Raw genomic sequence first — 24,353 nt, forward strand, 5'->3', positions numbered from 1 at the left:
GCCCTCCACATCCTTCGGCGTTTTTTCCCCATGGCTCTCCTGAGACGGATCTGGTTCCAGATCCACTGGTTCATCGGCATCACGGCCGGAAGCGTGCTCGTCGTGATCGGGCTGAGCGGCGCGGTGCTCTCCTTTCGCGCGGAGATCGTCGACGCGCTCAATCCCACGCTGCGCCACATTCCCAACCCCGCCGGTGCACCGGCACTGCGGCCCGCAGCGCTCGCGGCGCAGGTGCAGGCGGCGGAGCCGGCATTGCGCATCGCCGCGCTCACGGTGTTTGCCGAAGCGGGGCGGCCGGCGCGCGTCAACTTCGCGCCGCCCGAAGGCGAGCGCCAGGGCGAGGTCCGGCTGATCGATCCCTGGACCGGCGCGCTGCTGCCCGTGCCCACGGGCGAGGCCTTCTTCGAGTTCGCCGAGCACCTGCATCGCTGGCTGCTGCTGCCGCGCGATGCGGGCAAGCCCGTCACCGGCACGCTGGCCGCGGGGCTGCTGATCCTTGCGCTGTCGGGCCTCTACCTGCGCTGGCCGCGCCGGCCGCTCGCGTGGCGGGCCTGGCTGAAGCTGGACTTCGCGCTGACCGGCCGCGCCTTTCTCTGGAACCTGCATGCGGTGGCCGGCACCCTTGCGCTGCTGGTGTACCTGGTCTCGAGCCTCACGGGCATCTACTGGGGCTTCGACGCCGTGCGCGCGATGGTCGACAACGCCGCCGGCGAAGGGCGCGTGGTCCGTGCGCAGGGCATGCAGGCCGGCGGCGCGCCCGCCAAGGCGCAGGCGGCGCCCGACCTGCAGCGCGTGTGGCAGTCCTTCCTCGATGAAACCGGCGGCGACTGGAGCTTGGCCACGCTGCGCCCGCCGGCGCGCAATGCATCGCAGGTGGAAGTGACCTACCTGCGTGCCCGCCCCGAACACGAACGCGCACGCAACCGCCTCTATCTCGACGCCGCCACCGGCGAGCCCTCCCGGCACCAGCGCTACGCCGACAAGCCGCTGGCCGGCCGCCTGGTCAACAGCATCTATCCGATGCACATGGGCACCTACTGGGGATTGCCGGGCCGCATCGTGATGCTGCTCGGCAGCCTGGGCCTGGCGCTGTTCGCGGTCACGGGGTGGATGCTCTACCTCGGACGCCGGCGCACCAAGCGGGCCGTGCGCGAAGAGCGCACGCGGCTCGGTCCGGTACTGCAGCCGGACGCGCCCGGCGCCGAGCCCGTGCTGCTCGCCTTTGCGAGCCAGACCGGGCAGGCAGAGCGCATCGCGCTGCAGACGGCCGCGGTGCTGCAGTCGGCCGGCGTCGCGGTGGTGCTGCAGCCGCTGGTGCGCCTGAGCGTGGAGGCGCTGCGGCGCTACCGCAAGGTGCTGCTGGTGGCCAGCACCTTCGGCGATGGCGATCCGCCGGACAGCCTGCGCGCCTTTGCGCGCCAGTTCGCGCTGCAGACCGGTTCCGGCCTGCAGCATGTGCACTACGGCCTGCTCGCGCTCGGGGACCGGCACTACGCCAACTTCTGCGGCTTCGGCCGGTCGCTCGACCGCGACCTGCGCGGCCATGGCGCAGAGGCGCTGTTCCCGATGATCGAAGTGCACAACGGCGATGCCGGTGCGCTGGCGCGCTGGCAGCACGCGTTGGCCGAAGCCTTCGGCGTGCTGCAGCCCGGCGCATGGAAGTCGCACGAAGCGGAGGCGGCGCCCTTCGAGCCCTGGCGCCTCGTGCGGCGGACGCTGCTCAATGCCGGCAGCCAGGGCGATCCGCTCTTCGAGGTCGAGCTCGCGCATGCGGGCGCGGCCGACTGGGCGCCGGGCGCGCTCGTCGAACTGCTGCCGCGCCAGTCCGGCCACGCGGTCGAGCAATTCCTGCGCCGCGCCGGCCTCGACGGGCGAACGCGCGTGCGCTGCGATGGCCGCGCGTGCACGCTCGAAGACGCGCTGTCCCGCAGCATGCTTCCGGCCGCACCGGCGGCCAGCGCGCAGGCACTGGCCGACATGCTGGTGCCGCTCGCGCCGCGGCGCTATTCGGTGGCCTCGACCACCGCCGATGGCTGCGTGCAGCTGCTGGTGCGCCAGGCCCGCCATGCGGACGGCATGGGCGTGGCCTCGGGCTGGCTGACCGAGGGAGCGCCGCTGGATGCGCAGGTCGAGCTGCGCCTGCTGCCCAATCCCGCTTTCGCGCTCGTCGACGACGAGGCGCCCTGCGTCTTCATCGGCAACGGCTCCGGCTTTGCCGGCCTGCGCGCGCATCTTCGCGAGCGCGTGCGCCGAGGCCACGGGCGCAACTGGCTGGTGTTCGGCGAGCGGAATGCCGCGCATGACGCCTTCTGCGCCGAGGAGATCGCGCAGTGGCAGGCGGCCGCGGCGCTCGAGCGCGTCGACCTCGTGTTCTCGCGCGACCAGGCCGAGCGCCTGTATGTGCAGCACCGGCTGCGCGAGGCGGCCGGCCTGCTGCGCCAATGGGTGGCCGAGGGGGCGGTGGTCTACGTCTGCGGCAGCCTCGAAGGCATGGCGCCGGGCGTCGATCTCGCATTGCGCGAGGTGCTGGGCGCGCCGGCCTATGACGCGCTGGTGGCAGAGGGCCGTTACCGGCGCGACGTCTATTGAGCGGCTTCCCGCAGGCACTGCGCAAACAGCGCGGCGGCAGGCGGGCTGGCGCGCGGCTTGCGCAGCAGCAGGCCCACCTCGCGGTGGAACGTGAGCTCGCCGAGCGAGAGCATGCGAACACCCGCGGGCAGCGGAAGGTGCGCCTCGACCAGCGGAACGAGCGCAACGCCCAGCCCCTTGGACGCCATGTGGATGAGCCCGGCGATCTCGTCGAGTTCGATCGAATCGTTGACCGCGATGCCTTCGCGCCGGAGGAATCTTTCCACCATGCGGCCGCCGAATGATGCGCGGTCGTAGCGCAGGAAGGGCTGTTCCTGGAGCAGCGCGCGCCAGTCCTTTCCCGGCAGTTTCCTGGGCGCGATGAGCACATACGGCTCCTGCACCAGCGGCTGCCACGCCAGCTCCGGAAGAATGCCGAACGGCGGCCGGATGATCACCGCGGCATCGATCGTGCCTGCATCGAGCTCGTCCATCAGCCGCATCGACACGCCGGGCGACACATGCACGCGCAGCAGCGGCTGCTGCTTGCGCAGCCTTGCAAGCGCCCGTGCGACCAGCGTCGACTGCGCCGAGGCAATCGCGCCGATGCGCAGCAGCCCGCCGCTCGCGGCGTCATCGGGAAGCTCGCCGAGCTTGGCGTAGAGCGCGCAGATCTGCTCCGCGCGCGCCAGCGTCGTCTGGCCGGCCGCATTCAAGGTGGCCGAGCGCCCGGTGCGCTCGAACAGCTCGAACCCCAGCGCTTCCTCGAGCCGCTTGACCTGGCTGCTGACCGCCGACTGCGTCAGGCCGATCCGCTCTCCCGCAGCGGCAAAGGTGCCGTGGCGGCAGACGGCGATGAAGGTTCTGAGTTCGTTGATCATGAACCGAGCATCTCAAGAATCGATGCAAGGTTCAATGATTCATCGCGCCTCGTACGCTTCCATCGGCTTGTCGCTCGGACTGGCCCAGGCGGCCTTCGTCAAGGCGCTGGCCGGCAGCCCGACCTTCGAGTTGTGCGGAGGAATGGGCTGCATGAACCACTTGTCGTAGAGCCGCGCGGCTTCTCCGCTCCTGGCCAGCGACACCACGCTCTGGTCGACGAGCTTCTTGAACGCGGGGTCGCCCTTCGCAAGCATGATCGCGATCGGCTCGACACTGAGAACCTGGTCGAGCAGCCTGTACTGCGCCGGCTCCCTGCTCTTGGAGATCAGCGTGGCAAGGATCTGGCCGTCGGCCGCAAAGCCATCCACCCGGCCCGATTCGAGCAGCAGGAAGCCTTCGCTGTTGTCCTTGGCGAGCACCTCCGCGATCTCGCCCGCACCCTCGCGCTTGAGCTTCCTGAGGAGCTGGACGGAGGTGGTGCCCGTCGTCGCGGCCACCGCCTTGCCCGAGAGCTGCGCGGGCGACACGATGCCGGAGGCCGCCTTCACGGCGATGCGAACCCCTTCGACGTAGAGCGTGGGCGCGAACGCCACGTCTTTCTGGCGCGCCGCATTGTTGGTCGTGGTGCCGCACTCGATGTCGACGGTGCCGTTCTGCACCAGGGCAATGCGATTCTGCGGCGTGACCAGCTGGTACTTCACGTGGATCTTCTCGATCTGCAGCGCCCGGCCGATGTCGGCGACGACACGCTCGCAGACTTCGACGTGAAAGCCCGTGTAGCTGCCCGGCCCCAGCGTGAAGGACATGGCGCCCGAGGCGTCGCGCACGCCCATGGTGATGGCGCCGGACTCCCTGATCTTCTTCAAGGTGTCGGTTTGCGCACCGGCGCCTGCGGCGGACAGCAGCAGTGCTGTGGCGGCCGCGGCTGCAAGAAAGCGTCGTGTCTTCACGCGGCGCCCTCAGACGGCGAACAGCGAATCGAGATTCGCGAACGACTTCATCTCGATGGCATTGCCCGACGGATCGAGGAAGAACATCGTCGCCTGTTCGCCCGGCTCGCCCTTGAAGCGGATGTAGGGCTCGATCACGAAGCGGGTCTGGCGCGCCACCAGCTTGTCGGCCAGCGCCTGCCATTGGTCCATCGGGAGGATGGCGCCGAAGTGGCGCACCGGCACGTCGTGCCCGTCGACCGCGCTGCTGGCCTTATGGCCGCATTCATCGGGGGCGAGGTGCGCCACGATCTGGTGGCCGTGGAAGTCGAAGTCGACCCATTCGGGCGCGCTGCGGCCCTCGGGGCATCCGAGCAGCTCGCCGTAGAAGGCGCGGGCTTCGGCAATGTCGCGGACGGGGAAAGCCAGGTGGAACGGAATTCTCGTGGGGGATGCATTCATGGCGGCCATCGGTCTGTGAGTTCAGGATGGCCGGACTTTAAGCAGCGCGCCCCATAACCGAAAACGATATATTTTCTTGCTGAGCATCGATCTTTTCGATGCTCGACGCGCCCGCGGGCCAAGCGCATTCCCCGGGAATTCCCGGGTGCCCAGCGCACGGCCACGATGGGATAGTTAGTTCGCCCTTCAAACTAACTAATTTCTTACACGGCGTTCTTCGCCGGGCACACCCTTCCAAGGAGAGACATCCATGCAACTCAAGCACACCCTGGCCGCCGTGGCCTTCGGCCTTTCTGCCGTGGGCGCAGTGGCCCAGACCGTGGTCGGCGTGAGCTGGTCCAACTTCCAGGAAGAGCGCTGGAAGACCGACGAGGCCGCGATCAAGGCGCAGCTCGAGAAGCTCGGCGCCAAGTACATCAGCGCCGACGCGGGCGGCTCGCCCGAGAAGCAGCTGGGCGACATCGAGGGCCTGATGTCGAAGGGCGCCAAGGCGCTCATCGTGCTGGCCATGGACAAGGACGCGATCCTTCCGGCCGTCACCAAGGCCACGCGCCAGAAGGTGCCCGTGGTGGCCTACGACCGGCTGATCGAGGCGCCCGGCGTCTTCTACATCACCTTCGACAACGTCGAGGTTGGCCGCATGGAGGCGCGCGAGGTCTTCAAGGTCAAGCCCAAGGGCAACTACGTGATCATCAAGGGCTCGCCGAGCGACCCGAACGCCGACTTCCTGCGCGCGGGCCAGCAGGAGGTGCTCGACGCGGCGGTGAAGAAGGGCGACATCAAGATCGTCGGCGACGAATACACCGAAGGCTGGAAGCCCGAGGTGGCGCAGAAGAACATGGAGCAGATCCTCACCAAGAACGCCAACAAGGTCGACGCGGTGGTGGCGGCCAACGACGGCACGGCCGGCGGCGCGGTGGCCGCGCTCACGGCCAAGGGCCTGCGCGGCATTCCGGTGTCGGGGCAGGACGCCGACTTCGCGGCGCTCAACCGCATTGCGCTGGGCACGCAGACCGCCACCATCTTCAAGGACTCGCGCGAACTCGGCCGCGAGGCCGCCAGCGCGGCCATCGCGCTGTCGCAGGGCAAGCCGGTCGAGAAGGCCGCGCCCTGGAATTCCGGGCCGAAGAAGATCTCGCTGTCGTCGCGCCTGCTCACGCCGGTGCCGATCACGCGCGACAACCTCGACGTGGTCGTGAAGGCCGGCTGGATCAAGAAGGACGAGCTCTGCAAGGGCGTCCCGGCCGCCAGCGCACCCGCGGCCTGCAAGTAGCAGCAAGAAGAAGCGCCGCCGATCCGCGCCGCACTGCCGCGTCCGGCGGGCCCACGGGCCTGTCCGGACCGCCGCCGCGCACCTGTTGTTCCTTCGAGAGGACCTGAAAAATGAGCAATCCAACGCCAGGCTGGTGGCGGCGCACGGGCGTCGACCTGCGGCTCCTGCTGATGAGCGTGCTGCTGATCGCCATGGGGGTGGTCTTCAACGTGATGTCGGGCGGCGTGTTCCTGTCGCCCGAGAACCTCTACAACGTGGCGCAGCAGACGGCGGTGGTGGGCATCGTGTCGACGGTGATGGTGCTGGTGATCGTGGCGCGCCACATCGACCTGTCGGTCGGCTCGGTCATGGGCTTCGTCGGCGTGCTGATCGCGTACCTGCAATACACCTCGGGCTGGTCGTGGCCCGCGGCCTGCCTCGCGGGGCTCGCGGTGGCGCTGCTGGTGTCGATCTACCAGGGCTGGCTCACGGCGATGCTGGGCGTGCCCTCGTTCGTGGTCACGCTCGGCGGGCTGATGTCGTTCCGCGGCGCGGCCTTCCTGGTGGCCGACGGCAAGACGCAGCCCGTGAACGACGAATTCTTCCAGCGCCTGGGCGGCGGCTACGACGGCGGCATCGGCACCACCATGACCTGGGTGCTCGCGGCCTTCGTGGCGCTGGTGCTGTTCGCGCGCATGCTGCAGAAGCGCCGCGCTCGCGCGCACCACGAGATGCCCAACGAGCCGCTGTGGCTGGAGCTGCTTCTCACGGCGGTGCCGGCGGCCGTGGTGTTCGTCTTCGCGGCGGTCATGAACAACTACCAGATCGCCTCGAAGGACGCGCCGCAGGGCCTGCCGATCCCGGTGCTGATCTGGGCCGTGGTGGCGATCGTGCTGTCGTTCATCGTGCACCGCACGCGCTTCGGCCGCTATGTGTTCGCGATGGGCGGCAACCCCGATGCGGCGGCGCTGGTGGGCATTCCGGTCAAGCGCGTCACGCTGATGCTGTTCGCGCTGCTCGCGGTGCTGGTGACGGTGGCGGCCATCGTGTCGATCGCGCGGCTCAATGCCGGCACCAACTCGCTCGGCACGGGCATGGAGCTGTACGTGATCGCGGCGGCCGTGATCGGCGGCACGGCGCTCGCGGGCGGCACCGGTTCGATCTTCGGCTCGGTGCTGGGCGCGCTCATCATGCAGTCGCTCGACAGCGGCATGCTGCTGCTCGACGTGCCGATCGGCAAGCGCATGGTGATCATCGGGCAGGTGCTGATCGTGGCGGTGGTGTTCGATGTGCTGTACCGGCGCAAGTTCGGGGAGAACTAGAGATGAAAGTGCGTTGGACAGAGCAGTCGTTGATCAGCGATACACCCAGAGCGTGCCCAGTGCACAGGGCACCGGGTGCTCCCCGCAGCGAAATCAAGGAGGAGCCGAAGGCGGGGGACATTCGCGGAGGGGAGTACCCGGTGGCCTGTGCACGCGCCCCGAACATCGGAGCCCCGCACGCAAAAATCGCCACACCGCAAAAGGAATCCAAATGACCACGGTCGACACCTCGAAGCCCCTGGTCGAACTGAAGGAGATTCGCAAGGCCTTCGGCGGCGTGAAGGCCGTGGACGGCGTGAGCATCAACCTGCATCCCGGCGAAGTGGTGGCCGTGCTCGGCCACAACGGTGCGGGCAAGTCCACGCTCATGAAGATGCTCGCGGGCGCCTACCCGGTCGATTCGGGCGACACGCTGATCGCGGGCGAGAAGGTCCACATCCGCACGCCCGCCGAGGCGCAGGCGCTCGGCATCGAGACCATCTACCAGACCCTCGCGCTGGCCGACAACCTCGACTCCGTATCGAACCTCTTTCTCGGCCGCGAGAAGATGACGCGCTGGAACACGCTCGACGACCACTTCATGGAAGTGCAGGCGCGCAAGGTGTTCCAGCGCCTGAACAAGAACTTCACCAACATCCGCATTCCGGTGCGAAGGCTCTCGGGCGGGCAGCGGCAGGTGGTGGCGATCTCGCGTGCGCTGTACTTCAACGCGCGCATCCTGATCATGGACGAGCCCTGCGCCGCGCTCGGGCCCGAGGAAACCGCGATGGTCGGCGGGCTCGTGAAGCAGCTCAAGGCCGATGGCGTCGGCATCTTCCTGATCACGCACGACATGCCCGACGTGTTCTCGCTGAGCGACCGCGTCGCGGTCATGAAGAACGGCAGGCTCGTGGGCACCTACCGCACCGCGGACGTCACCGAAGACGAAGTGCTCGGCATGATCATCGCCGGCAAGCGCCCCGAAGGAAAAGAGCAGGCCCACAGGTGAACGAAGGCAGGGTGGCCCCGTGACCATCGGCGACCAGCAGCTGCTCAAGCGCATGAACCGCAGCGTGCTGCTGCGCCTCCTGCGCGCGCGCCCGGGCCTGTCGCGCGCACGGCTCGCGAGCGAGAGCGGCCTCACCAAGTCGACCGTGAGCCTGCTGGTGCGCGAACTGCTCGACGAGGGTTGGCTCAGCGAAGCGGGCACCACCGTTGCCGATGGGCTGGGGCGCCCTTCCACGCCGCTGCGGATCAACGTCGGCGTGCGCGCGCTGATGGGTGTCGAGATCGCGGTCGAGACGGTGCGCCTGGTGTGCGTCTCGATGCAGGGTGAGGTGCTGCATGCCGACACGCAGGCGCTGGCCGACAGCGCACCGGCCGGCGCCTGCGCGCAGGTCGCGCGCATGGCCGCGGCGGCGCACGGGCAGCTCAACGCACTGGGGCTGCGGCTGTCGAGCATCGGCGTCTGCGTGCCCGGCGCGGTGGACGACTGCACCGGCGTGGTCCGCTTTGCACCCAACCTCGGCTGGCGCAACGTGAGCCTGCTGCCCGCGCTGGAAGAAGCCTTTGCCGCGGCCAGGCTGCCGGGCGTCACGGTGCAGCTGCAGAACGACGCCGATGCCGCCGCGCTCGGCGAGTACGAGTTCTCCGGCGGCGAGAGCGCGGACCCGCTGATCTTCGTGAGCTGCGACGTGGGCGTGGGCGCCGGCGTGGTGCTGAACGACCGCCTCTTCACGGGCGCGCAAGGCATGGCGGGCGAGATCGGCCACACCATCCTGCAGCTCGATGGGCCGCTGTGCTCGTGCGGGCGCCGCGGCTGCGCCGAGGCGTTCTTCGGCTCGCGCGCGCTCGCGCGCGAAGCGCCCGGCATGGCGCACGCGGCAGCCTTCTTCGGCGTGCTGCTGCAGAACCTGTGGGTGACCTTCGATCCGCGCGCCATCGTGCTCGGCGGCAAGTCCTGCACCGGCCATCTCGGGCTGGCGCAGGCGGCCTTCGAGTGGGTCGGGCGCCATGCCGATGCGGCCGGCATGCCCGCACCCGATCTGCGCATTGCGCGCTACCTTGCACTGGCACCCGCCGTGGGTGCCGCGGCGCTGGCGCTGCACGAATACCTCAGGCCGCTGCAGCCCGATGCGCGCACGCGCCGGGCCCGCGCCGCGCGCAACGAAGACCGAATACCTTCTATTTAAAAAGATCGGCGGCAGGCGGCCGCGATTGCGGTGATGCACGGCGACATGCGCAAACCGCCTACGCGCATTGCCGCGGCCTTGGCCTAGGTTCGATCAAAACCTGGAGCCCATGCCATGCCCGATGCCGCCGCGCGCGTTCGTGCGCCTTCTTCCGCGCTGCTCAACATCACCGCCGTCGTCATCGGCCTTGCAGGCCTGGGGCTGGGGGCGGCAGGCGCATGGCTCGTGGTGCTCGGCGGCTCGTGGTACTACCTCGCGGCAGGGCTCGGGCTCATCGCCTGCGCGGTGCTGCTGCCGCGCGGCAGCGGCGCGGGCCTTTGGGCCTATGCGGCCGTGGTGGCGTTCACGCTGGTGTGGGCCCTGTGGGAAGTGGGCTTCGACTGGTGGCCGCTGGCAGCGCGCGGCGACGTGTTCTTCGTGCTCGGCCTGTTCCTGCTCACGCCCTGGGTGGCGCGTGCGCTCGGGCGCCGCAGCGCCGCGGGCGTGGCGCCCGCGCGCGGCTTCCTCGGCGTGGTGCTGCTGGCCTTCCTGGCTGCCGGGGTGTTCTCGTGGACGCGCGATGCAACGCGCATCGAAGGCGCCATGCCGGCGGCCGCGGCACCCGCCGCGGCATCGGGCAATACCGCACCGGCCCCGCCGAAGGACGACTGGACGGCCTATGGCGGCAACGGCATGGGCCAGCGCTATTCGGCGCTCGACCAGATCACGCCGGCCAATGTGGGCGAGCTGCAGGAGGCATGGCACTTCCGCACCGGCGACGTGCGCGGCCAGAGCGGCGACCCCGAGGAGACGACCTTCGAAGTCACGCCGCTGAAGATCGGCGAGCGGCTTTTTCTTTGCACGCCGCACCAGTCGGTGGTGGCGCTGAACGCGACCACCGGCCAGCAGCTCTGGCGCTACACGCCAGAGATCCGGCGCCCGCTGGCCTTGCAGCACCTGACCTGCCGCGGCCTGTCCTACGACCCGGGCAGCGCGGTGCGGCCCACGCCCGCAGCGGCTGCTGCTTCATCGCCACTCGCCGCCGGCGGCGACTGCGACGCCAAGCTCTTCATGCCCACGGCCGACGGCCGCGTCATCGCGCTCGACCCCGGGAGCGGCAAGCCCTGCATGCGTTTCGGCGGCGGCACGGGCCAGATCGACCTCTGGAAGAACATGCCCAACGTGAAGCCCGGCTCGTATTACTCGACCTCCCCCGTGGTGGTGACGCGCTCCCTCGTCATCGTGGGCGGCACGGTGCTGGACAACGTCTCGACGAAGGAGACCTCGGGCGTGATCCGGGCCTTCGACATCGACACCGGCGCGCTGGTGTGGAACTGGGATTCGGGCAACCCGGACGACACCGCACCCATCGCGGCCGACCGCAGCTACGCGGCCAACTCGCCCAACAGCTGGTCGATCTCCAGCGTGGACGAGGCGCTCGGGCTGGTCTACGTGCCCACCGGCAACCAGCCGCCCGACCAGTGGGGCGGCAAGCGCACCGAAGGGGCCGAGCGCTATTCGTCCTCGGTGGTGGCGCTGGACCTGGCCACCGGCCGCGTGCGCTGGAGCTTCCAGACCGTGCACCACGACCTCTGGGACTACGACGTGCCCTCGCAGCCCAGCCTCGTCGACCTGCGCATCGGCAGCGAGACGGTGCCCGCGCTCGTGCAGCCGACCAAGCAGGGCGAGCTGTTCGTGCTCGACCGGCGTGACGGCAAGCCCCTGACCAAGGTTCATGAACGGCCCGCGCCGCAGGGGCCGGCCGCGGGCGACCACACCTCGCTCACGCAGCCGGTGTCGGAGCTGTCCTTCGATCCGCCCGCGCTCACGCCGGCCGACATGTGGGGCGGCACGGTGTTCGACCAGCTGGCCTGCCGCATCGCCTTTCACCGGCTGCGCTACGAAGGCCGCTACACGCCGCCGTCGACCGAGGGCTCGCTGATCTACCCCGGCAACTTCGGCGTCTTCAACTGGGGCGGCGTGGCGGTCGACCCGGTGCGGCAGATGGCGTTCACCACGCCGGCCTCGCTGGCCTTCGTGTCCAGGCTCATTCCGCGCGCCGACGACACCTCGCTCTATGTGCAGGGCAAGGACCGGCCCAACGACAGCCTGCCCGCGCTCAACGAGAACTTCGGCGCGCCGTTCGCGGTGCAGCTGAGCGCCTTCACCTCGGTGTTCGGCCTGCCGTGCCAGGCGCCGCCCTGGGGCCATGTGGCCGGGGCCGACCTGCGCACCGGCCGTGTGGTGTGGAAGCACAAGAACGGCACCGTGCGCGACAGCTCGCCGCTGCCGCTGCCCTTTGCGATGGGCGTGCCCAGCCTCGGCGGGCCGATGATGACGGCCGGCGGCGTGGCCTTTCTCTCGGGCACGCTCGACTACTACCTGCGCGCCTACGACGTGGCCAGCGGCAAGGAGCTCTGGCGCAGCCGCCTGCCCGCGGGCGGACAGGCCACGCCGATGAGCTACCGCGGCAGCGACGGGCGCCAGTACGTGGTGGTGGCCGCGGGCGGCCACGGCTCGCTGGGCACGCGCACCGGCGACCACGTGATCGCCTACGCGCTGCCCAGGCGCTGAACCTTCAGCCCGGCGCGACCTTGTCCTCTTCGCGCCAGCCGCGCAGCCGCCGGTACAGCGTGCCGCGCGACACGCCCAGCTGCCGCGCCGCCTGCGAGACGTTGCCGCCCTGCGCCGCCAGCGTGTCCTCGATCAGCTTGCGGCTGTGCTCGCGCAGGGTTTCGCCCGGAAGTGCTTCCGCCGGCACATGGTGCGAGCCGATCGCTGGCGTGTGCTCGTGCGCCGCCAACGGCTGGGCCGCCGCCGCGGGCTCGGCGGGCAACACCGCGCCGGCGTCGCCGGGCACCGCCACCGCATGCCTGAAGTCCACGCCGTCCGCAGCCTTCAGGCGCGCCTGCACCCACACGCCCAGGCCGCTCGCCAGGCGCAGCGGCTGCGCGGCTTCGCGCCTTTCGAGCCGCAGCAGGCTCGCAAGGTCGTGGCCCAGCATCGATTCGACATCCCGCTCGCAGGCCTCTTCGGGCAGGCGGCCGATCAGCCGCGCGCCGGCACCGTTGAGCCAGGCGATGGTGCCGTCGGGCGCCACGCCGGCCAGCGCTTCCATCGGCGTGCCCAGCAGCGTGGGGCTGGCCTGGAAGCGCAGGATCAGGTGATCGCGCGACTGCGCCTGCAGCAGGCGGTTCTCGATGGTGGTGGCGTAGAGCCCCACCATCGAGGCTGCATCGAAGCCGAAGCGCCGCGCCTCCATCGTGATGTCGAGCACGCCCGCGAGCCGGCCCGCCACGTCGCGGATCGGCGCCGCGGCGCACTGCATCTGCGACAGCACGTCGAAGTAGTGCTCCGCGCCGTCGACCGTGCAGGCCTGCCCGGTGGTCGCCACGATGCCGGGCGCCGTGGTGCCGACGATGCGCTCGGAAATGTTCACGCCCACCCGCGCGGTCTTGCGCAGCACCGGCTGATGCGCGGCGGCCGGCTGGTGCGTGACGTGCACCACCACGCCTTCGCCGTCGGTCAGGATCACGCGGCAGTCGGTGCCCGCGAGCGCGCTTTCCATGCTCGCGAGTTCCTGCCGCGCCACCTCGAGTAGCTCGCGGTTGCGCGCCAGCGTGGCGTGCAGGCGGCTCGGCGTAACCGCATCGAAAGGCACGATGCGCTGCCGGTCGCTGTGGTTGCGGGTGCAGCGCAGCCACGACTGGATCACCGCCTCGCCGACCAGGCCCGATGGCCGCACGCCTTCCTCGAAGAACTGCTGCCGCGCGAGCGCCACGCGCTGCGCCGGCGTGCTGGAAAAAAGTTGGCGCGGCGCGGTTGCCGTGCCCAGCCGTTCGAAAGCCATGCTGTTCGCCGCTCCTCGAAATGGGGGGATCAGGAAGGAAGGGGAGATCGCTGCCCCCGTCGAATGTGTTCCGCAATGGAACAGCGCCGGACTGGGGAAATCCCGAAGGTGAACGCGAGCGCGGCACAACCGATCCTTGCGGCACAAAGGAGACCCACGATGAAAAAGATCCACTCCGGTTGGCTTGCGCTCGCCGGTGCATTGCTGTGCCTGGGCAGCTCGCCCGCCGCGGCGCAGGCCTCGGCCGCCAAGCAGGTGAACGGCGACTTCGTTCGCGCCAATGCGGCCCAGAAGAAGACCCCCGACTGGCCGAGCTACGGCCTGGACTACGCCGAGTCGCGCTTCAGCAAGCTCGACCAGGTGAATGCCGGCAACGTGAAGCAGCTGGGGCTGGCCTGGTCCTACAACCTCGAGTCCACGCGCGGCGTCGAGGCCACGCCGCTGGTGGTGGACGGCGTCATGTACGTCACCGCGTCGTGGAGCGTGGTGCATGCCATCGACACGCGCACCGGGCAGAAGCTCTGGAGCTTCGATCCGCAGGTCGACAAGTCCAAGGGCTTCAGGGGCTGCTGCGACGTGGTGAACCGCGGCGTGGCGCTGCACGAAGGCAAGGTCTACGTCGGCGCCTTCGACGGACGGCTGATCGCGCTCGACGCGGCCACCGGGCAGAAGGTCTGGGAGAAGAACACCATCGAGGGGCAGAAGGGCAGCTACACCATCACCGGCGCGCCGCGCGTCTTCAAGGGCAAGGTCATCATCGGCAACGGCGGCGCCGAGTACGGCGTGCGCGGCTACGTCACGGCCTACGATGCGAAGACCGGCGCGCAGAAGTGGCGCTGGTTCGTGGTGCCGGGCGACCCGGCCAAGCCCTTCGAGGACGAATCGATGGCGCGCGCCGCCAAGACCTGGGACCCTTCGGGCAAGTACTGGGAGGCCGGCGGCGGCGGCACCGCATGGGACAGCTTCGCCTTCGACCCCGAGCTCAACCTGATGTACGTGGGCACCGGCAACGGCTCGCCCTGGGCGCACAAGAAGCGCAGCCCGAAGGGCGGCGACAACCTCTACCTGGGCTCGGTGGTGGCCCTGAACCCCGACACCGGCAAGTACGTGTGGCACTACCAGGAGACGCCGGGCGACAACTGGGACTACACCTCCACCCAGTCGATGATCCTGGCCAACGTCACGCTCGGCGGCAAGGCGCGCAAGGTGCTGCTGCATGCGCCGAAGAACGGCTTCTTCTTCGTCATCGACCGCACCAACGGCAAGTTCATCTCGGCGAAGAATTTCGTCGACGTGAACTGGGCCACGGGCTACGACAAGAACGGCCGCCCCATCGAGATCGCGGCCGCGCGCCAGAACGACAAGCCCGGCGACAGCATTCCCGGCCCCTTCGGTGCGCACAACTGGCACCCGATGTCGTTCAACCCGCAGACCGGCCTGGCCTACCTGCCGGCGCAGAACATCCCGATCAACCTGATGGACGACAAGGACTGGAAGTTCGACCAGAACGCACCGGGCCGGCCGCACGCCGCGCTCGGCTGGAACACCGCCATGTTCGCCAACGCCGAGCCGCCCAAGAGCAAGCCCTTCGGCCGCCTCGTCGCCTGGGACCCGGTGGCGCAGAAGGAAGCCTGGGGCGTGGACTACGTCTCGCCCTGGAACGGCGGCACGCTCACCACCGCCGGCAACCTGGTGTTCCAGGGCACGGCCGACGGCCGCCTGGTGGCCTACAACGCGAAGACCGGCGAGAAGCTCTGGGAAACGGCCACCGGCACCGGCGTGGTGGCCGCGCCCACCACCTACATGGTCGATGGCAAGCAGTACGTGTCGGTCGCGGTGGGCTGGGGCGGCGTGTACGGCCTGGCGCAGCGCGCCACCGAGCGGCAGGGTCCGGGCACGGTCTACACCTTTGCGGTGGGCGGCAGCGCGAAGATGCCCGAGTTCGTGCAGTACCGCATGGACAAGCTGGTGCAGGGCGTGAAGTACGACCCCGCCAAGGTCCAGGCCGGCACCATGCTCTATGTGAGCAACTGCGTGTTCTGCCACGGCGTGCCGGGCGTGGACCGCGGCGGCAACATCCCGAACCTCGGCTACATGGATGCGGCCTACATCGAGAACCTCGACAAGTTCATCCTCAAGGGCCCGGCCATGGCGCGCGGCATGCCCGACTTCACGGGCAAGCTCTCGGGCGAAGACATCGAGAGCATCAAGGCCTTCATCCAGGGCACGGCCGACGCGATCCGGCCGAAGTGAGGCCGCGGGGCCGCAACCGGCGCGGGCCGGTCAGCCCGCGAGCCGCAGCTCCTGGATCAGGCCCGCCACGTTGCCCACCTGCAGCTTGTCGTAGATCGACTGGATGTGGTTGCGCACGGTGGCGGGCGAGCGGTTCAGCATGGCCGCAATGTCCTTGTGCGTGTCGCCGCGGGCCAGCAGCTCGGCAATGGTGTGCTCGCGCGGCGTCAGGCTGTCGGCCAGGCAGCGCATGCGGCTCTTGAGGAACAGCAGGCCCTGCTCCACGTGGTGCGTGACCACCACCGCCCGGCCGCTGTAGCGCGCATGGCGGCCGAGGAAGTGCGCGAGCAGCGCATCGGGCAGGGTCCGCCCGTGCCAGGACGGCCACTCGGCCTTCATCGTCGCCTCGAAGGGGCCGTCGGCGTGATAGAGCACGCCGCGCAGGTCGCCGATGGCGGAGCCGCCGGGCGCCTGGCCGCCGGCCTCGAGCCGGTCGAGGTGCACGATGCGGTTGAGCGCCAGCGCCTGCATCACGTGCGGCGCCAGGCTCGCGAGCAGCTGCCGTTCATCTTCGGTGCCGTGCGCATCGGGGTCCGAGCGGAACAGGCTGAGCCAGTGCACGAAATTCGTCTGCGGATGCACGTCCGAGCTGATGAAGAAGTTGGACTGCTCGAAGCGCTCGCCATACGCGCGCAGCTGCGCCTGGTCCTTGCGGTGGAACCAGGCATTGGCATTGAACGAGAGCGTCGACTTCGGCCGCTTGCCCACTTCCACGGCGGCGGTGTCGAGGTGCTTCACCTCTTCATAGGCCGCCAGCATTTCCGCTGGCTGGTTGTGCAGGTGGATGGTGTGGATGTCGATGCCGCTGTCGGTGCGGGTGGCGGTGCCCCACATCGACGAGTCGAAAGCCAGCACCGGCTTGATGAGATCGAGCGCGGCATCCTGGAAGGCATCGATCGGCAGCTCGTGCGAGAGCCGGTAGAGCCGCAGCAGCAGCTCGCTGAAGTCGTGCAGGGCGGCAGGCCGGGTCATCGCCGAAGTTTTCCATCGCGCCCGCGCAGCGCGCATCCCATGTTCAGGTGATTCCATCCTGCGGCCCGCCGGCGGATTTCAAGAATGATGCATTTGCATCATTTTTTTTGGAAAAGTGAAAGCTATTGTTTGCAGGCCCCGGATGGTCCGGGGCTTTCAAACCCCTTCGAAGAGCCCACCGATGCCCTCTCTCACCCGCAAGATTCCCCATGCGCTGTCCGTTGTCACCCTGGCGCTGCTTGGCGCGTGCGGCGGAGGAGGTGGAGGTGGCGGCGGCGGCGGCGGCGGGTTCGGCTTCATCCCGCCGGCCTCGAACGGCGGCGACCCGCCCGCGGCGGCCGGGACCACCTTGAGCGGCACCGTCGCCACCGGCGCAGCCCTGGCCGGCGCGGTGCTCACGGTGTTCGACCAGACCGGCGCCAAGGTCTGCGAAGTGACCACCACGGCCGAAGGCAGCTACAGCTGCTCGCTGCCCGCCGGCACCAAGGCGCCGCTGGTGATCCAGGCCGTGCGCGACGACCTCACTCTCTACAGCACCACCGCCAGCACCGCCACCGGCACCACCAACGTGACGCCGCTGACCACCATCGTGGTGGCGCAGCTCGCGCCCAACGGCGACCCGGCCAAGCTGGCCGCCGCGATCCAGGCCGACGCCGGCGCCGTCACGGCCGGATCGATCGGCGACCAGGTGTCCAAGCTGCTGGCTGCGCTGCAGCCGCTGCTGAGCGCACTCGACGCGAGCATCGACCCGATGAGCGGCGAGTTCCAGGCCAACGGCACCGGCCAGGACCGCGTGCTCGACGCGCTCAACGTGTCGGTGCGCCCCGACGGCACCGCATCCAACATCGAGATCACGGTGAAGGCGCTGCCCGCCGGCGACGACAGCCCGCCGGTGTCCATCGTCTTTCGCAGCGGCGACGCCACCATTGCGGCGCTGCCCGCCATCGATGCCGCAACGCTGGTGCAGCCGCCCACGCCGGCCATGGTGCAGGCGCTGCTCGATCGCATCAACGCCTGCTATGCGCTGCCGCTCGCACAGCGCGTCGACAGCCCCATCGAGGCCGACGGCAATGCCTACGGCAGCGCCGCCAACGTGGTGGCGCCGGCCTGCCGCACGCTGTTCGTGAACGACGATCCGGCCAGCTTCGTGGCGGCCGGCGCGCCCATCGGCCGCGTGAGCAGCGGTGCGCGCCGCTCGTTCGAAAGCCTGTTCCGCTTCGGCCCCACCAACCTGAAGCACGACCGCGGCAACTTCGAATACTTCCACAAGAACGGCGACATCGCTCTCACCTACCGCTGGACCGACGTCCTGGGCAACACCGACAACGACGTCTTCAACGCGAAGATCGTGGACGGTGCGCTGAAGCTCACCGGCAACGGCAACACCTACCGCGCCTTCGTGCGTCCCCAGCTCGACAAGAAGGACTACCTGAAGCACCAGAACCTGGTGTTCCATTCGGTCGGCTACGCGGTTTCGGTCGACAACGTGCGCGACGGCAATGGCAACCCGGTGCTGTCGAAGGTGGTGGCAACCACCGCATCGCTGCCCGGCAAGGAACTGGTGCTGGTGCCCAAGGCCGGCCTCAACTCGCTGGTGCTCACGCCGGACGGCACGGCCGGTTCGGCCCTGAATTCGGGGGTGTGGCGCATGTCCGCACGCTACCTGGACCCGGCCCAGCCCGGCAGCCCGAGCGATTTCGACAACGCCAACCTCTTTGCCACGCCGGCGTACACCGACGAGGAGCTTGGCAAGATCGCCGACCAGTCGGTGTGGAAGCTCGAGTTCTTCCACGCCGACGGCGCGACGCCGAACGTGGTGCAGTACGTGCGCACCTTCTCCCGCGTGCCCACCATCGCGGAAGCCGTGCAGACGCCCATGGTGGAACTCACGCCCGCGCTGCGTGCCCAGGTGCTCGCGGAAAGCCTGGGCAGCCCGCGCGGCATCGTCTTTGCGGCACCCACGCCTTCGGAGCCCAACAACGTCGACTTCAGCGCCGACGGCGGCCTCGACGGCTGGACGGTTCCGGCCGGTGCGCTCGCGCCCACCTCGTTCAGCGTCTTCGGCAGGGCGCCGGGCGCTGGCGGCGCGCGCTTCAGCGAAACCGTCACCGTGCGCAGCACCGCGCGCAAGGCCATGGTCTATTGCCAGCCGGTGGGCGCGAGCGACACGCACTGCGTGCCGGCGGGCAACAGCAGCTGGCAGTACGCCCAGGGTTCCTCGATCAGCACCTTCGGCTTCACGGCCCGCACGGCGCGCCAGGTCGACGTGCGCAAGAACTTCGAGGTGTGGACGGTCACGCTGCCCTGATTTTTTCTGCTGTCACGCCATGAAAAAAGCCGCCGGTCCCGAGGGCCGGCGGCTCTTTTTTTGAGCACGGGGGAAATCAGTCGGCGTACACGCCGGCGGCCTTGATGATCGGGCCCCACTTGGCGATCTCGGCCGAGACGAACTTCTTGTGCTCGGCCGGCTCGGTGCGCTTGTCGGTGGTGATCACGGCGCCCAGCGCTTCCTCGCGCTTGATGAAGCCCGGGTCCTTCATGGCGGCCTTGATGGCTTCGTTGAGCTTCTTCAGCACCGGTGCCGGCGTGCCCTTGGGCGCGTACACGCCGTGCCAGATCGAGACCTCGAAGTCCTTCAGGCCCGATTCGGCGAGCGTCGGCAGGTCCTTCAGGGCCGGCGTGGTCAGGCGCTTGCTCGTGGTCACGGCGTAGGCCTTGACCTTCTTGGCCTCGATCTGCGAGGTGGTGTTGGTGGTCTGGTCGCACAGGAGGTCGATCTGGCCGCCCAGCAGGTCGGCGATGGCCGGCGCGGTGCCCTTGTAGGGAACCGGCGTCATCTCGACCTTGAGCGCGCTCTGGAACAAGAGGCCGCACAGGTGCGAGGCGGCGCCCAGGCCGGCATTGCCGAGGTTGATCTTGCCCTTGTTGGCCGCGATCCAGGCCGTCAGCTCCTTGTAGTTGTTGGCCGGCAGCGTCGGCTTGCCGATGAGCGTCATCGGCACTTCATTGACCATGCCCAGGTATTCGAAGTCGTTCTCCACGTTGAACGGCAGCTTGCGGTAGAGCGCAGGCATCGTCGACATGCCGATGTGGTTGAGCAGCAGCGTGTAGCCGTCCGGCGCCGCGCGGGCCACCTTGGCGGTACCGATGGAGCTGCCGGCGCCTGCGGTGTTGTCGACCACGATCGTCGTGCCCAGGGTCTTTTGCAGGGCTTCGGCCAGGTCGCGGGCCACGCGGTCGGTCGGGCCGCCGGCGGAGAAAGGCACCACCAGCGTGACGGTCTTGCCTGCGGGGAAATCCTGGGCATGGGCGCCGGCGGCAGCAGCGGCGAATGCCGTGAGTGCAAGCAGTTTCTTCATGAGTGTCTCTCGGTTGGTGAAATTCAAAAATGGCCGCGATCATAAAGGCTGACCATGACCTGACGAATAGCGAATAGCCCTTAGGGGTGGGCCGAGATGCGCCCCTTCCTGGGGCATGATGCGGCTCGCAAGCCGCGCCTGGAGGGGCGCGAAGAAAAACCACAACACCGCAGGCCTTCGGGCCGCATCGAGGAGGAAATTCCAATGGATCCATGGGTCTATCCGCGCGAGCGCTGGCTCGGCAACATCACGCTCGGGCTTGGCCTGCTGGTCTGGGCACTGCTGGTCCTGGGCACCGTGGGCATCGCGCTCGTCTATGTGCTGCTCGGCTTCATCGCCTACGTGTTCGCGCAATCGGCCGTCATCGCCTGGATCAAGGGCACGGCCGTGAAGCTCTCCCCCACCCAGCTGCCGGAACTGCATGCGCGGTTCCTGGCCTGCTGCGGCCATCTGGGCATCCAGAACCCGCCCGAGGCCTACCTGCTGCACGGCGACGGCATCTTCAATGCCTTTGCCACGCGCTTCTTCGGCCGCAACTTCGTGGTGCTGCTGTCCGACGTGGTCGACGCCATGGAAGCCCAGCCCGACGGCATCAACTTCTACATCGGCCACGAGCTCGGCCATATCCGGCGCGGCCACCTCACGGGCCACATCTGGCGCGCCCCGGTGCTGTGGCTGCCGCTGCTCGGCGCCGCCTATTCGCGGGCCCAGGAATACACCTGCGACCTGCACGGCGCCGCCTGCTGCACGCAGACCGACTCCGCGCCCCGCGCGCTCGTGGCGCTGGCCGCCGGCGCGCAGCAGTGGCGCCACGTCGACCTGCAGCGCTACGCCGACCAGTCGGTAGGCAACAGCGGCTTCTGGGCCTCGTTCCATGAACTGATCGCCGGCTACCCCTGGCTCACCAAGCGCGTGGCGCGCGCCATCGATCCGGGCGCGAAGCTGCCGAGCCGCAATCCGGTGGCCTACCTGCTCGCGGTCTTCGTGCCGTACGCCGGCCGAGCCGGCGGCGGCGCGCTGGCGCTTCTGGTGGTGGTGGCCATCATCGGCGTGCTGGCCGCGGTGGCGCTGCCGGCCTATCAGCAATACGAGTCGCGCGCGGCCGTTTCGCAGGCCTGGTCCGAAGCCGCACCGGTGCGCGAAGCGCTCGGCAGCTACTACAAGCAGAAGGAAGAGATTCCCGATTCCCTGGCCGCGGCCGGCGCACCCGAAACCCTGCCCGGCGGCTCGGAGCTGACGCTCGACCCCGACACCATGGTGGTCGAGGCGGTGCTTCCAAAGGCCAAGGGCACGCTGCGCATGGAGCCCTCGGCCACCGAGGACGGCATCGCGTGGAACTGCGTGGCCGGCGACGGCCTCCAGGACAAGGCGCTGCCGGCCAGCTGCCGCAAATAGCAGCGCACGCCGTAAAAGAAGGTTGCCGCCCGTCGAACCGTCCGACAGGCGGACCCGGCGCGCGCCGATGCGCGCCGCGGGCGCGGGCCCTAGGGTGAAGTGTCATTGCCATCAAAAGAACCACCTTCAAGGAGTGACTCACCCATGCCCACCACCATCTCTTCTTCTTCACTGGACGGAATGAAGGTTGCCATCCTCGTGGCGGACGGCTTCGAGCAGGCCGAGATGACCGAGCCGCGCAAGGCGCTTGAGCTGGCCGGCGCACAGACGCAGATCGTTTCGCCGCTCGACGGCAGCGTGCGTGCCTGGAAGCAGCTCGAGCCGGCCGACACCTTCGAGGTCGACGTGCCGCTCAAGAACGCCGATGCCGACGACTTCGACGCGCTGCTGCTGCCCGGCGGCGTCGCCAACCCCGACGCGCTGCGCATCAACCAGAAGGCCGTGGCCTTCGTGCGTGCCTTCGTCGAGTCGGGCAAGCCCATTGCGGCCATCTGCCACGGGCCCTGGACGCTGATCGATGCCGGCGGCGTGAGGGGCCGAAGGATGACCTCGTGGCCTTCGCTGCGCGCCGACCTGCACAACGCCGGCGCAAAGTGGGTCGACAAGGAGGTGGTGGTCGACAGCGGCCTGGTGACGAGCCGCAGGCCCGGCGACCTGCCCGCGTTCATCCGCGAGATGACGACGATGTTCGAGCTCGCGCACGAGGCTGCGATCCATTGAGCATGGGGCGCCGAAGCGCGCGGCGCCTGCCCGGGGCCGCCGCTACTTGTAGCTGCGCGCGTCCTCGATCACCTTGCCGTCGTTCGGCAGCGTGCCCGGCGCCACCAGCTCGATGGTGCCGCGCAGCTTGGTCACCTCGCGCACCGCATCGGCGATGCGCGCATCGAGCCCGGCCGGCGCACCGGCTGCGCATTCGAGCCTGAAGGTCATCTGGTCGTCGCCCATCTCGCCCGAGACCACGAGGCGCGCGCGCTGCACTTCCGGAAAGCGGCGCGCGATCTCCGCCACCTGCGAGGGGTGCACGAACATGCCGCGCACCTTGGTGGTCTGGTCGGCGCGGCCGAGCCAGCCCTTGATGCGCTTGTTGGTGCGGCCGGTGGGGCAGGTGCCCGCGAGCACGGCGGAAAGATCGCCGGTGCCAAAGCGCACCAGCGGATAGTCGGGGTTGAAGGTGGTCACGACGATCTCGCCGACCTCGCCGTCAGGCACCGGGTCGCCGGTGCCGGGGCGCACGATCTCGACCAGCACGCCTTCGTCGAGCACCAGGCCTTCGCGCGCGCTGGTCTCGTAGGCGACCAGGCCCAGGTCGGCGGTGGCGTAGCACTGGGTGCCCTGCACGCCATGCGCGGCAATCCAGTCGTGCAGGCTCGGCGGAAAGGCTTCGCCCGACACCAGCGCCTTGGTGAGCGAGGGCAGCTTCAGGCCTTTCTCCTCGGCTTTCTCCAACAGGATCTTGAGGAAGCTCGGCGTGCCCGCATAGCCTTCGGGCTTCAGGTCGGCCATGGCCTCGAGCTGCTGCTCGGTCTGGCCGGTGCCGCCCGCGAACACGGTGCAGCCCAGCGCGCGCGCGCCGCTTTCCATGATGGAGCCGGCGGGCGTCATGTGGTAGCTGAAGCTGTTGTGGATGAGCTCGCCGCCGCGAAAGCCCGCGGCATGCAGCGCGCGCGCCGTGCGCCAGTAGTCGCGCGCCTCGCCCTCGGGCTCGTAGATGGTGCCGGGGCTCGCGAACACGCGCGGCATGCGGGCACCGCGGCCGATGGCGGAAAAGCCGCCGAAGGGATCGTCGGCGCGGCGCTGCTTCTGCAGCTCGAGCAGTTCGGCCTTGCGCGTGACGGGCAGCCTGGCGAGCGCCTCGCGCGTGGTGATGTCGGCGGGCTTCACGCCATCGAGGATCTTGGCGAACGCGGGCGCGGCGGTCTGGGCCTGCGCGATGTGCTTCGGCAATGCGGCGAGCAGGTCGCGCTCGCGCTCGGCGGGGTCGCGGATTTCGAGGGCGTCGTAGTGGTCGGTCATGTCCGTACCCTTTGTCTTTCTGTTCGGTCTTGCTCCCTCTCCCCTTGGGGAGAGGGCTGGGGTGAGGGCCGGTGCCTCGAAGCCACGACGGTCATGCAAGCCACCTCTTGCGCCGCTTGTAGCTCTTCACATCGCGGAAGCTCTTGCGGTCCGCGCCGCCCACGCCAAGGTAGAACTCCTTCACGTCCTCGTTCTCGCGCAGGCTCTTGGCCGGCCCGTCCATCACGATGCGGCCGTTCTCCAGGATGTAGCCGTAGTCGGCGTAGCGCAGCGCCATGTTGGTGTTCTGCTCGGCCAGCAGGAAGGTCACGCGTTCCTTGGTGTTGAGGTCCTTCACGATCTCGAACACCTCCTCCACGATCTGCGGCGCCAGGCCCATCGAGGGCTCGTCGAGCAGCACCATGTTCGGGTTGGCCATCAACGCGCGGCCAATGGCGCACATCTGCTGCTCGCCGCCCGAGGTATAGGCCGCCTGCGAAGTGCGCCGGGTCTTCAGCCGCGGGAAATACGCATACACCTTCTCCAGCGTCTGCTGCACCGCGGCCTTGCCGTCGCTGCGCGTGTAGGCGCCGGTCATCAGGTTTTCCTCGATCGTCAGGTGCGCGAAGCAGTGCCGGCCTTCCATCACCTGGATCAGCCCGCGCTTCACCAGCTCGGCCGGCGACAGCGCCTCGATGCGCTCGCCGCGCAGCTCGATGGTGCCCTTGGTGACCGCGCCGCGCTCGCCCGCGAGCAGGTTGCTCACCGCGCGCAAGGTGGTCGTCTTGCCCGCGCCGTTGCCGCCGAGCAGCGCCACGATGCCGCCTTCGGGCACCGTGAGGGACACGCCCTTGAGAACGAGGATCACGTGGTTGTAGATGACCTCGATGCCGTTGACATTGAGGATGATGTTGGGTTCGCTCATGGT

Annotated in this window: 18 protein-coding genes; 10 read left to right on the plus strand and 8 right to left on the minus strand. The window is 69.1% G+C overall.

Features of this window, described 5'->3' with window-relative positions:
• The first annotated feature begins 30 nt into the window (after positions 1-30).
• A complete protein-coding gene (locus AC1DSC_RS05400) occupies positions 31-2,589 on the plus strand; it encodes a PepSY domain-containing protein (protein ID WP_436288202.1) in 2,559 nt (852 codons plus the stop codon).
• On the opposite strand, the gene AC1DSC_RS05405 is transcribed toward AC1DSC_RS05400, so the two are convergent.
• From AC1DSC_RS05405 to AC1DSC_RS05415, 3 genes are read right to left on the minus strand one after another with little or no spacing between them, the layout of a single operon-like run.
• Positions 2,583-3,449, minus strand: coding sequence for a LysR family transcriptional regulator (locus AC1DSC_RS05405; protein WP_436288201.1), 867 nt, complete (start codon positions 3,447-3,449; stop codon positions 2,583-2,585). The two genes, AC1DSC_RS05400 and AC1DSC_RS05405, sit on opposite strands and share 7 nt — an antisense overlap.
• A 39-nt stretch (positions 3,450-3,488) precedes the next feature.
• Positions 3,489-4,400, minus strand: coding sequence for an amino acid ABC transporter substrate-binding protein (locus AC1DSC_RS05410; RefSeq protein ID WP_436288200.1), 912 nt, complete (start codon positions 4,398-4,400; stop codon positions 3,489-3,491).
• Between the two features lie 9 nt (positions 4,401-4,409).
• Positions 4,410-4,841, minus strand: coding sequence for a VOC family protein (locus tag AC1DSC_RS05415; protein WP_278879865.1), 432 nt, complete (start codon positions 4,839-4,841; stop codon positions 4,410-4,412).
• Between the two features lie 250 nt (positions 4,842-5,091).
• Here AC1DSC_RS05415 and xylF point away from each other — a divergent pair, with 250 nt between their 5' ends.
• From xylF to AC1DSC_RS05440, 5 genes are all read left to right on the plus strand, one after another.
• Positions 5,092-6,114, plus strand: coding sequence for a D-xylose ABC transporter substrate-binding protein (gene xylF / locus AC1DSC_RS05420; protein WP_436288199.1), 1,023 nt, complete (start codon positions 5,092-5,094; stop codon positions 6,112-6,114).
• Between the two features lie 110 nt (positions 6,115-6,224).
• Entirely contained in the window at positions 6,225-7,415 is a 1,191-nt protein-coding gene (locus tag AC1DSC_RS05425) for a sugar ABC transporter permease (RefSeq protein WP_319439916.1), read from the plus strand.
• A gap of 211 nt (positions 7,416-7,626) precedes the next feature.
• Positions 7,627-8,403 carry an ATP-binding cassette domain-containing protein gene (locus AC1DSC_RS05430; protein WP_436288198.1) on the plus strand — a complete coding sequence of 259 codons (777 nt, stop codon included), beginning with the start codon at positions 7,627-7,629 and terminating at the stop codon, positions 8,401-8,403.
• A gap of 19 nt (positions 8,404-8,422) precedes the next feature.
• Positions 8,423-9,586 (plus strand): ROK family transcriptional regulator, encoded by a 1,164-nt coding sequence (locus AC1DSC_RS05435; protein WP_436288197.1) that lies wholly within the window; start codon positions 8,423-8,425, stop codon positions 9,584-9,586.
• Positions 9,587-9,700: 114 nt separating this feature from the next.
• On the plus strand, positions 9,701-12,139 hold the full coding sequence (locus tag AC1DSC_RS05440; RefSeq protein WP_436288196.1) for a membrane-bound PQQ-dependent dehydrogenase, glucose/quinate/shikimate family: 2,439 nt from the start codon (positions 9,701-9,703) through the stop codon (positions 12,137-12,139).
• A gap of 4 nt (positions 12,140-12,143) precedes the next feature.
• Here AC1DSC_RS05440 and AC1DSC_RS05445 read toward each other — a convergent pair whose 3' ends face one another.
• The gene (locus AC1DSC_RS05445; RefSeq protein ID WP_436288195.1) at positions 12,144-13,415 is read right to left on the minus strand and encodes a helix-turn-helix domain-containing protein; all 1,272 of its coding nucleotides are present in this window, start codon (positions 13,413-13,415) and stop codon (positions 12,144-12,146) included.
• 159 nt (positions 13,416-13,574) lie between these two features.
• On the opposite strand from AC1DSC_RS05445, the gene AC1DSC_RS05450 reads away from it, so the two are divergent.
• Positions 13,575-15,668 carry a PQQ-dependent dehydrogenase, methanol/ethanol family gene (locus AC1DSC_RS05450; RefSeq protein ID WP_307593387.1) on the plus strand — a complete coding sequence of 698 codons (2,094 nt, stop codon included), beginning with the start codon at positions 13,575-13,577 and terminating at the stop codon, positions 15,666-15,668.
• Between the two features lie 30 nt (positions 15,669-15,698).
• On the opposite strand, the gene AC1DSC_RS05455 is transcribed toward AC1DSC_RS05450, so the two are convergent.
• A complete protein-coding gene (locus AC1DSC_RS05455) occupies positions 15,699-16,679 on the minus strand; it encodes a helix-turn-helix transcriptional regulator (protein WP_018905154.1) in 981 nt (326 codons plus the stop codon).
• Positions 16,680-16,860: 181 nt separating this feature from the next.
• Here AC1DSC_RS05455 and AC1DSC_RS05460 point away from each other — a divergent pair, with 181 nt between their 5' ends.
• Positions 16,861-18,987 carry a carboxypeptidase-like regulatory domain-containing protein gene (locus AC1DSC_RS05460; protein WP_436288194.1) on the plus strand — a complete coding sequence of 709 codons (2,127 nt, stop codon included), beginning with the start codon at positions 16,861-16,863 and terminating at the stop codon, positions 18,985-18,987.
• A 76-nt stretch (positions 18,988-19,063) separates the two neighbouring features.
• Here AC1DSC_RS05460 and AC1DSC_RS05465 read toward each other — a convergent pair whose 3' ends face one another.
• Positions 19,064-20,038 (minus strand): tripartite tricarboxylate transporter substrate-binding protein, encoded by a 975-nt coding sequence (locus AC1DSC_RS05465; RefSeq protein ID WP_018905152.1) that lies wholly within the window; start codon positions 20,036-20,038, stop codon positions 19,064-19,066.
• A 204-nt stretch (positions 20,039-20,242) separates the two neighbouring features.
• On the opposite strand from AC1DSC_RS05465, the gene AC1DSC_RS05470 reads away from it, so the two are divergent.
• Both AC1DSC_RS05470 and AC1DSC_RS05475 read left to right on the plus strand, forming a co-directional pair.
• Positions 20,243-21,433, plus strand: coding sequence for a M48 family metalloprotease (locus AC1DSC_RS05470; RefSeq protein WP_436288193.1), 1,191 nt, complete (start codon positions 20,243-20,245; stop codon positions 21,431-21,433).
• 144 nt (positions 21,434-21,577) lie between these two features.
• Positions 21,578-22,153: a type 1 glutamine amidotransferase domain-containing protein gene (locus tag AC1DSC_RS05475; protein ID WP_436288192.1), complete on the plus strand. Its 576-nt coding sequence runs from the start codon at positions 21,578-21,580 to the stop codon at positions 22,151-22,153.
• A 42-nt stretch (positions 22,154-22,195) separates the two neighbouring features.
• On the opposite strand, the gene AC1DSC_RS05480 is transcribed toward AC1DSC_RS05475, so the two are convergent.
• Together AC1DSC_RS05480 and AC1DSC_RS05485 are read right to left on the minus strand one after the other, a co-directional pair.
• The gene (locus AC1DSC_RS05480) at positions 22,196-23,446 is read right to left on the minus strand and encodes a phenylacetate--CoA ligase family protein (protein ID WP_436288191.1); all 1,251 of its coding nucleotides are present in this window, start codon (positions 23,444-23,446) and stop codon (positions 22,196-22,198) included.
• A gap of 91 nt (positions 23,447-23,537) precedes the next feature.
• Entirely contained in the window at positions 23,538-24,350 is an 813-nt protein-coding gene (locus tag AC1DSC_RS05485; RefSeq protein WP_015867760.1) for an ABC transporter ATP-binding protein, read from the minus strand.
• Positions 24,351-24,353 lie beyond the last annotated feature (3 nt).

The organism is Variovorax sp. 01N425 (genome assembly GCF_056399465.1).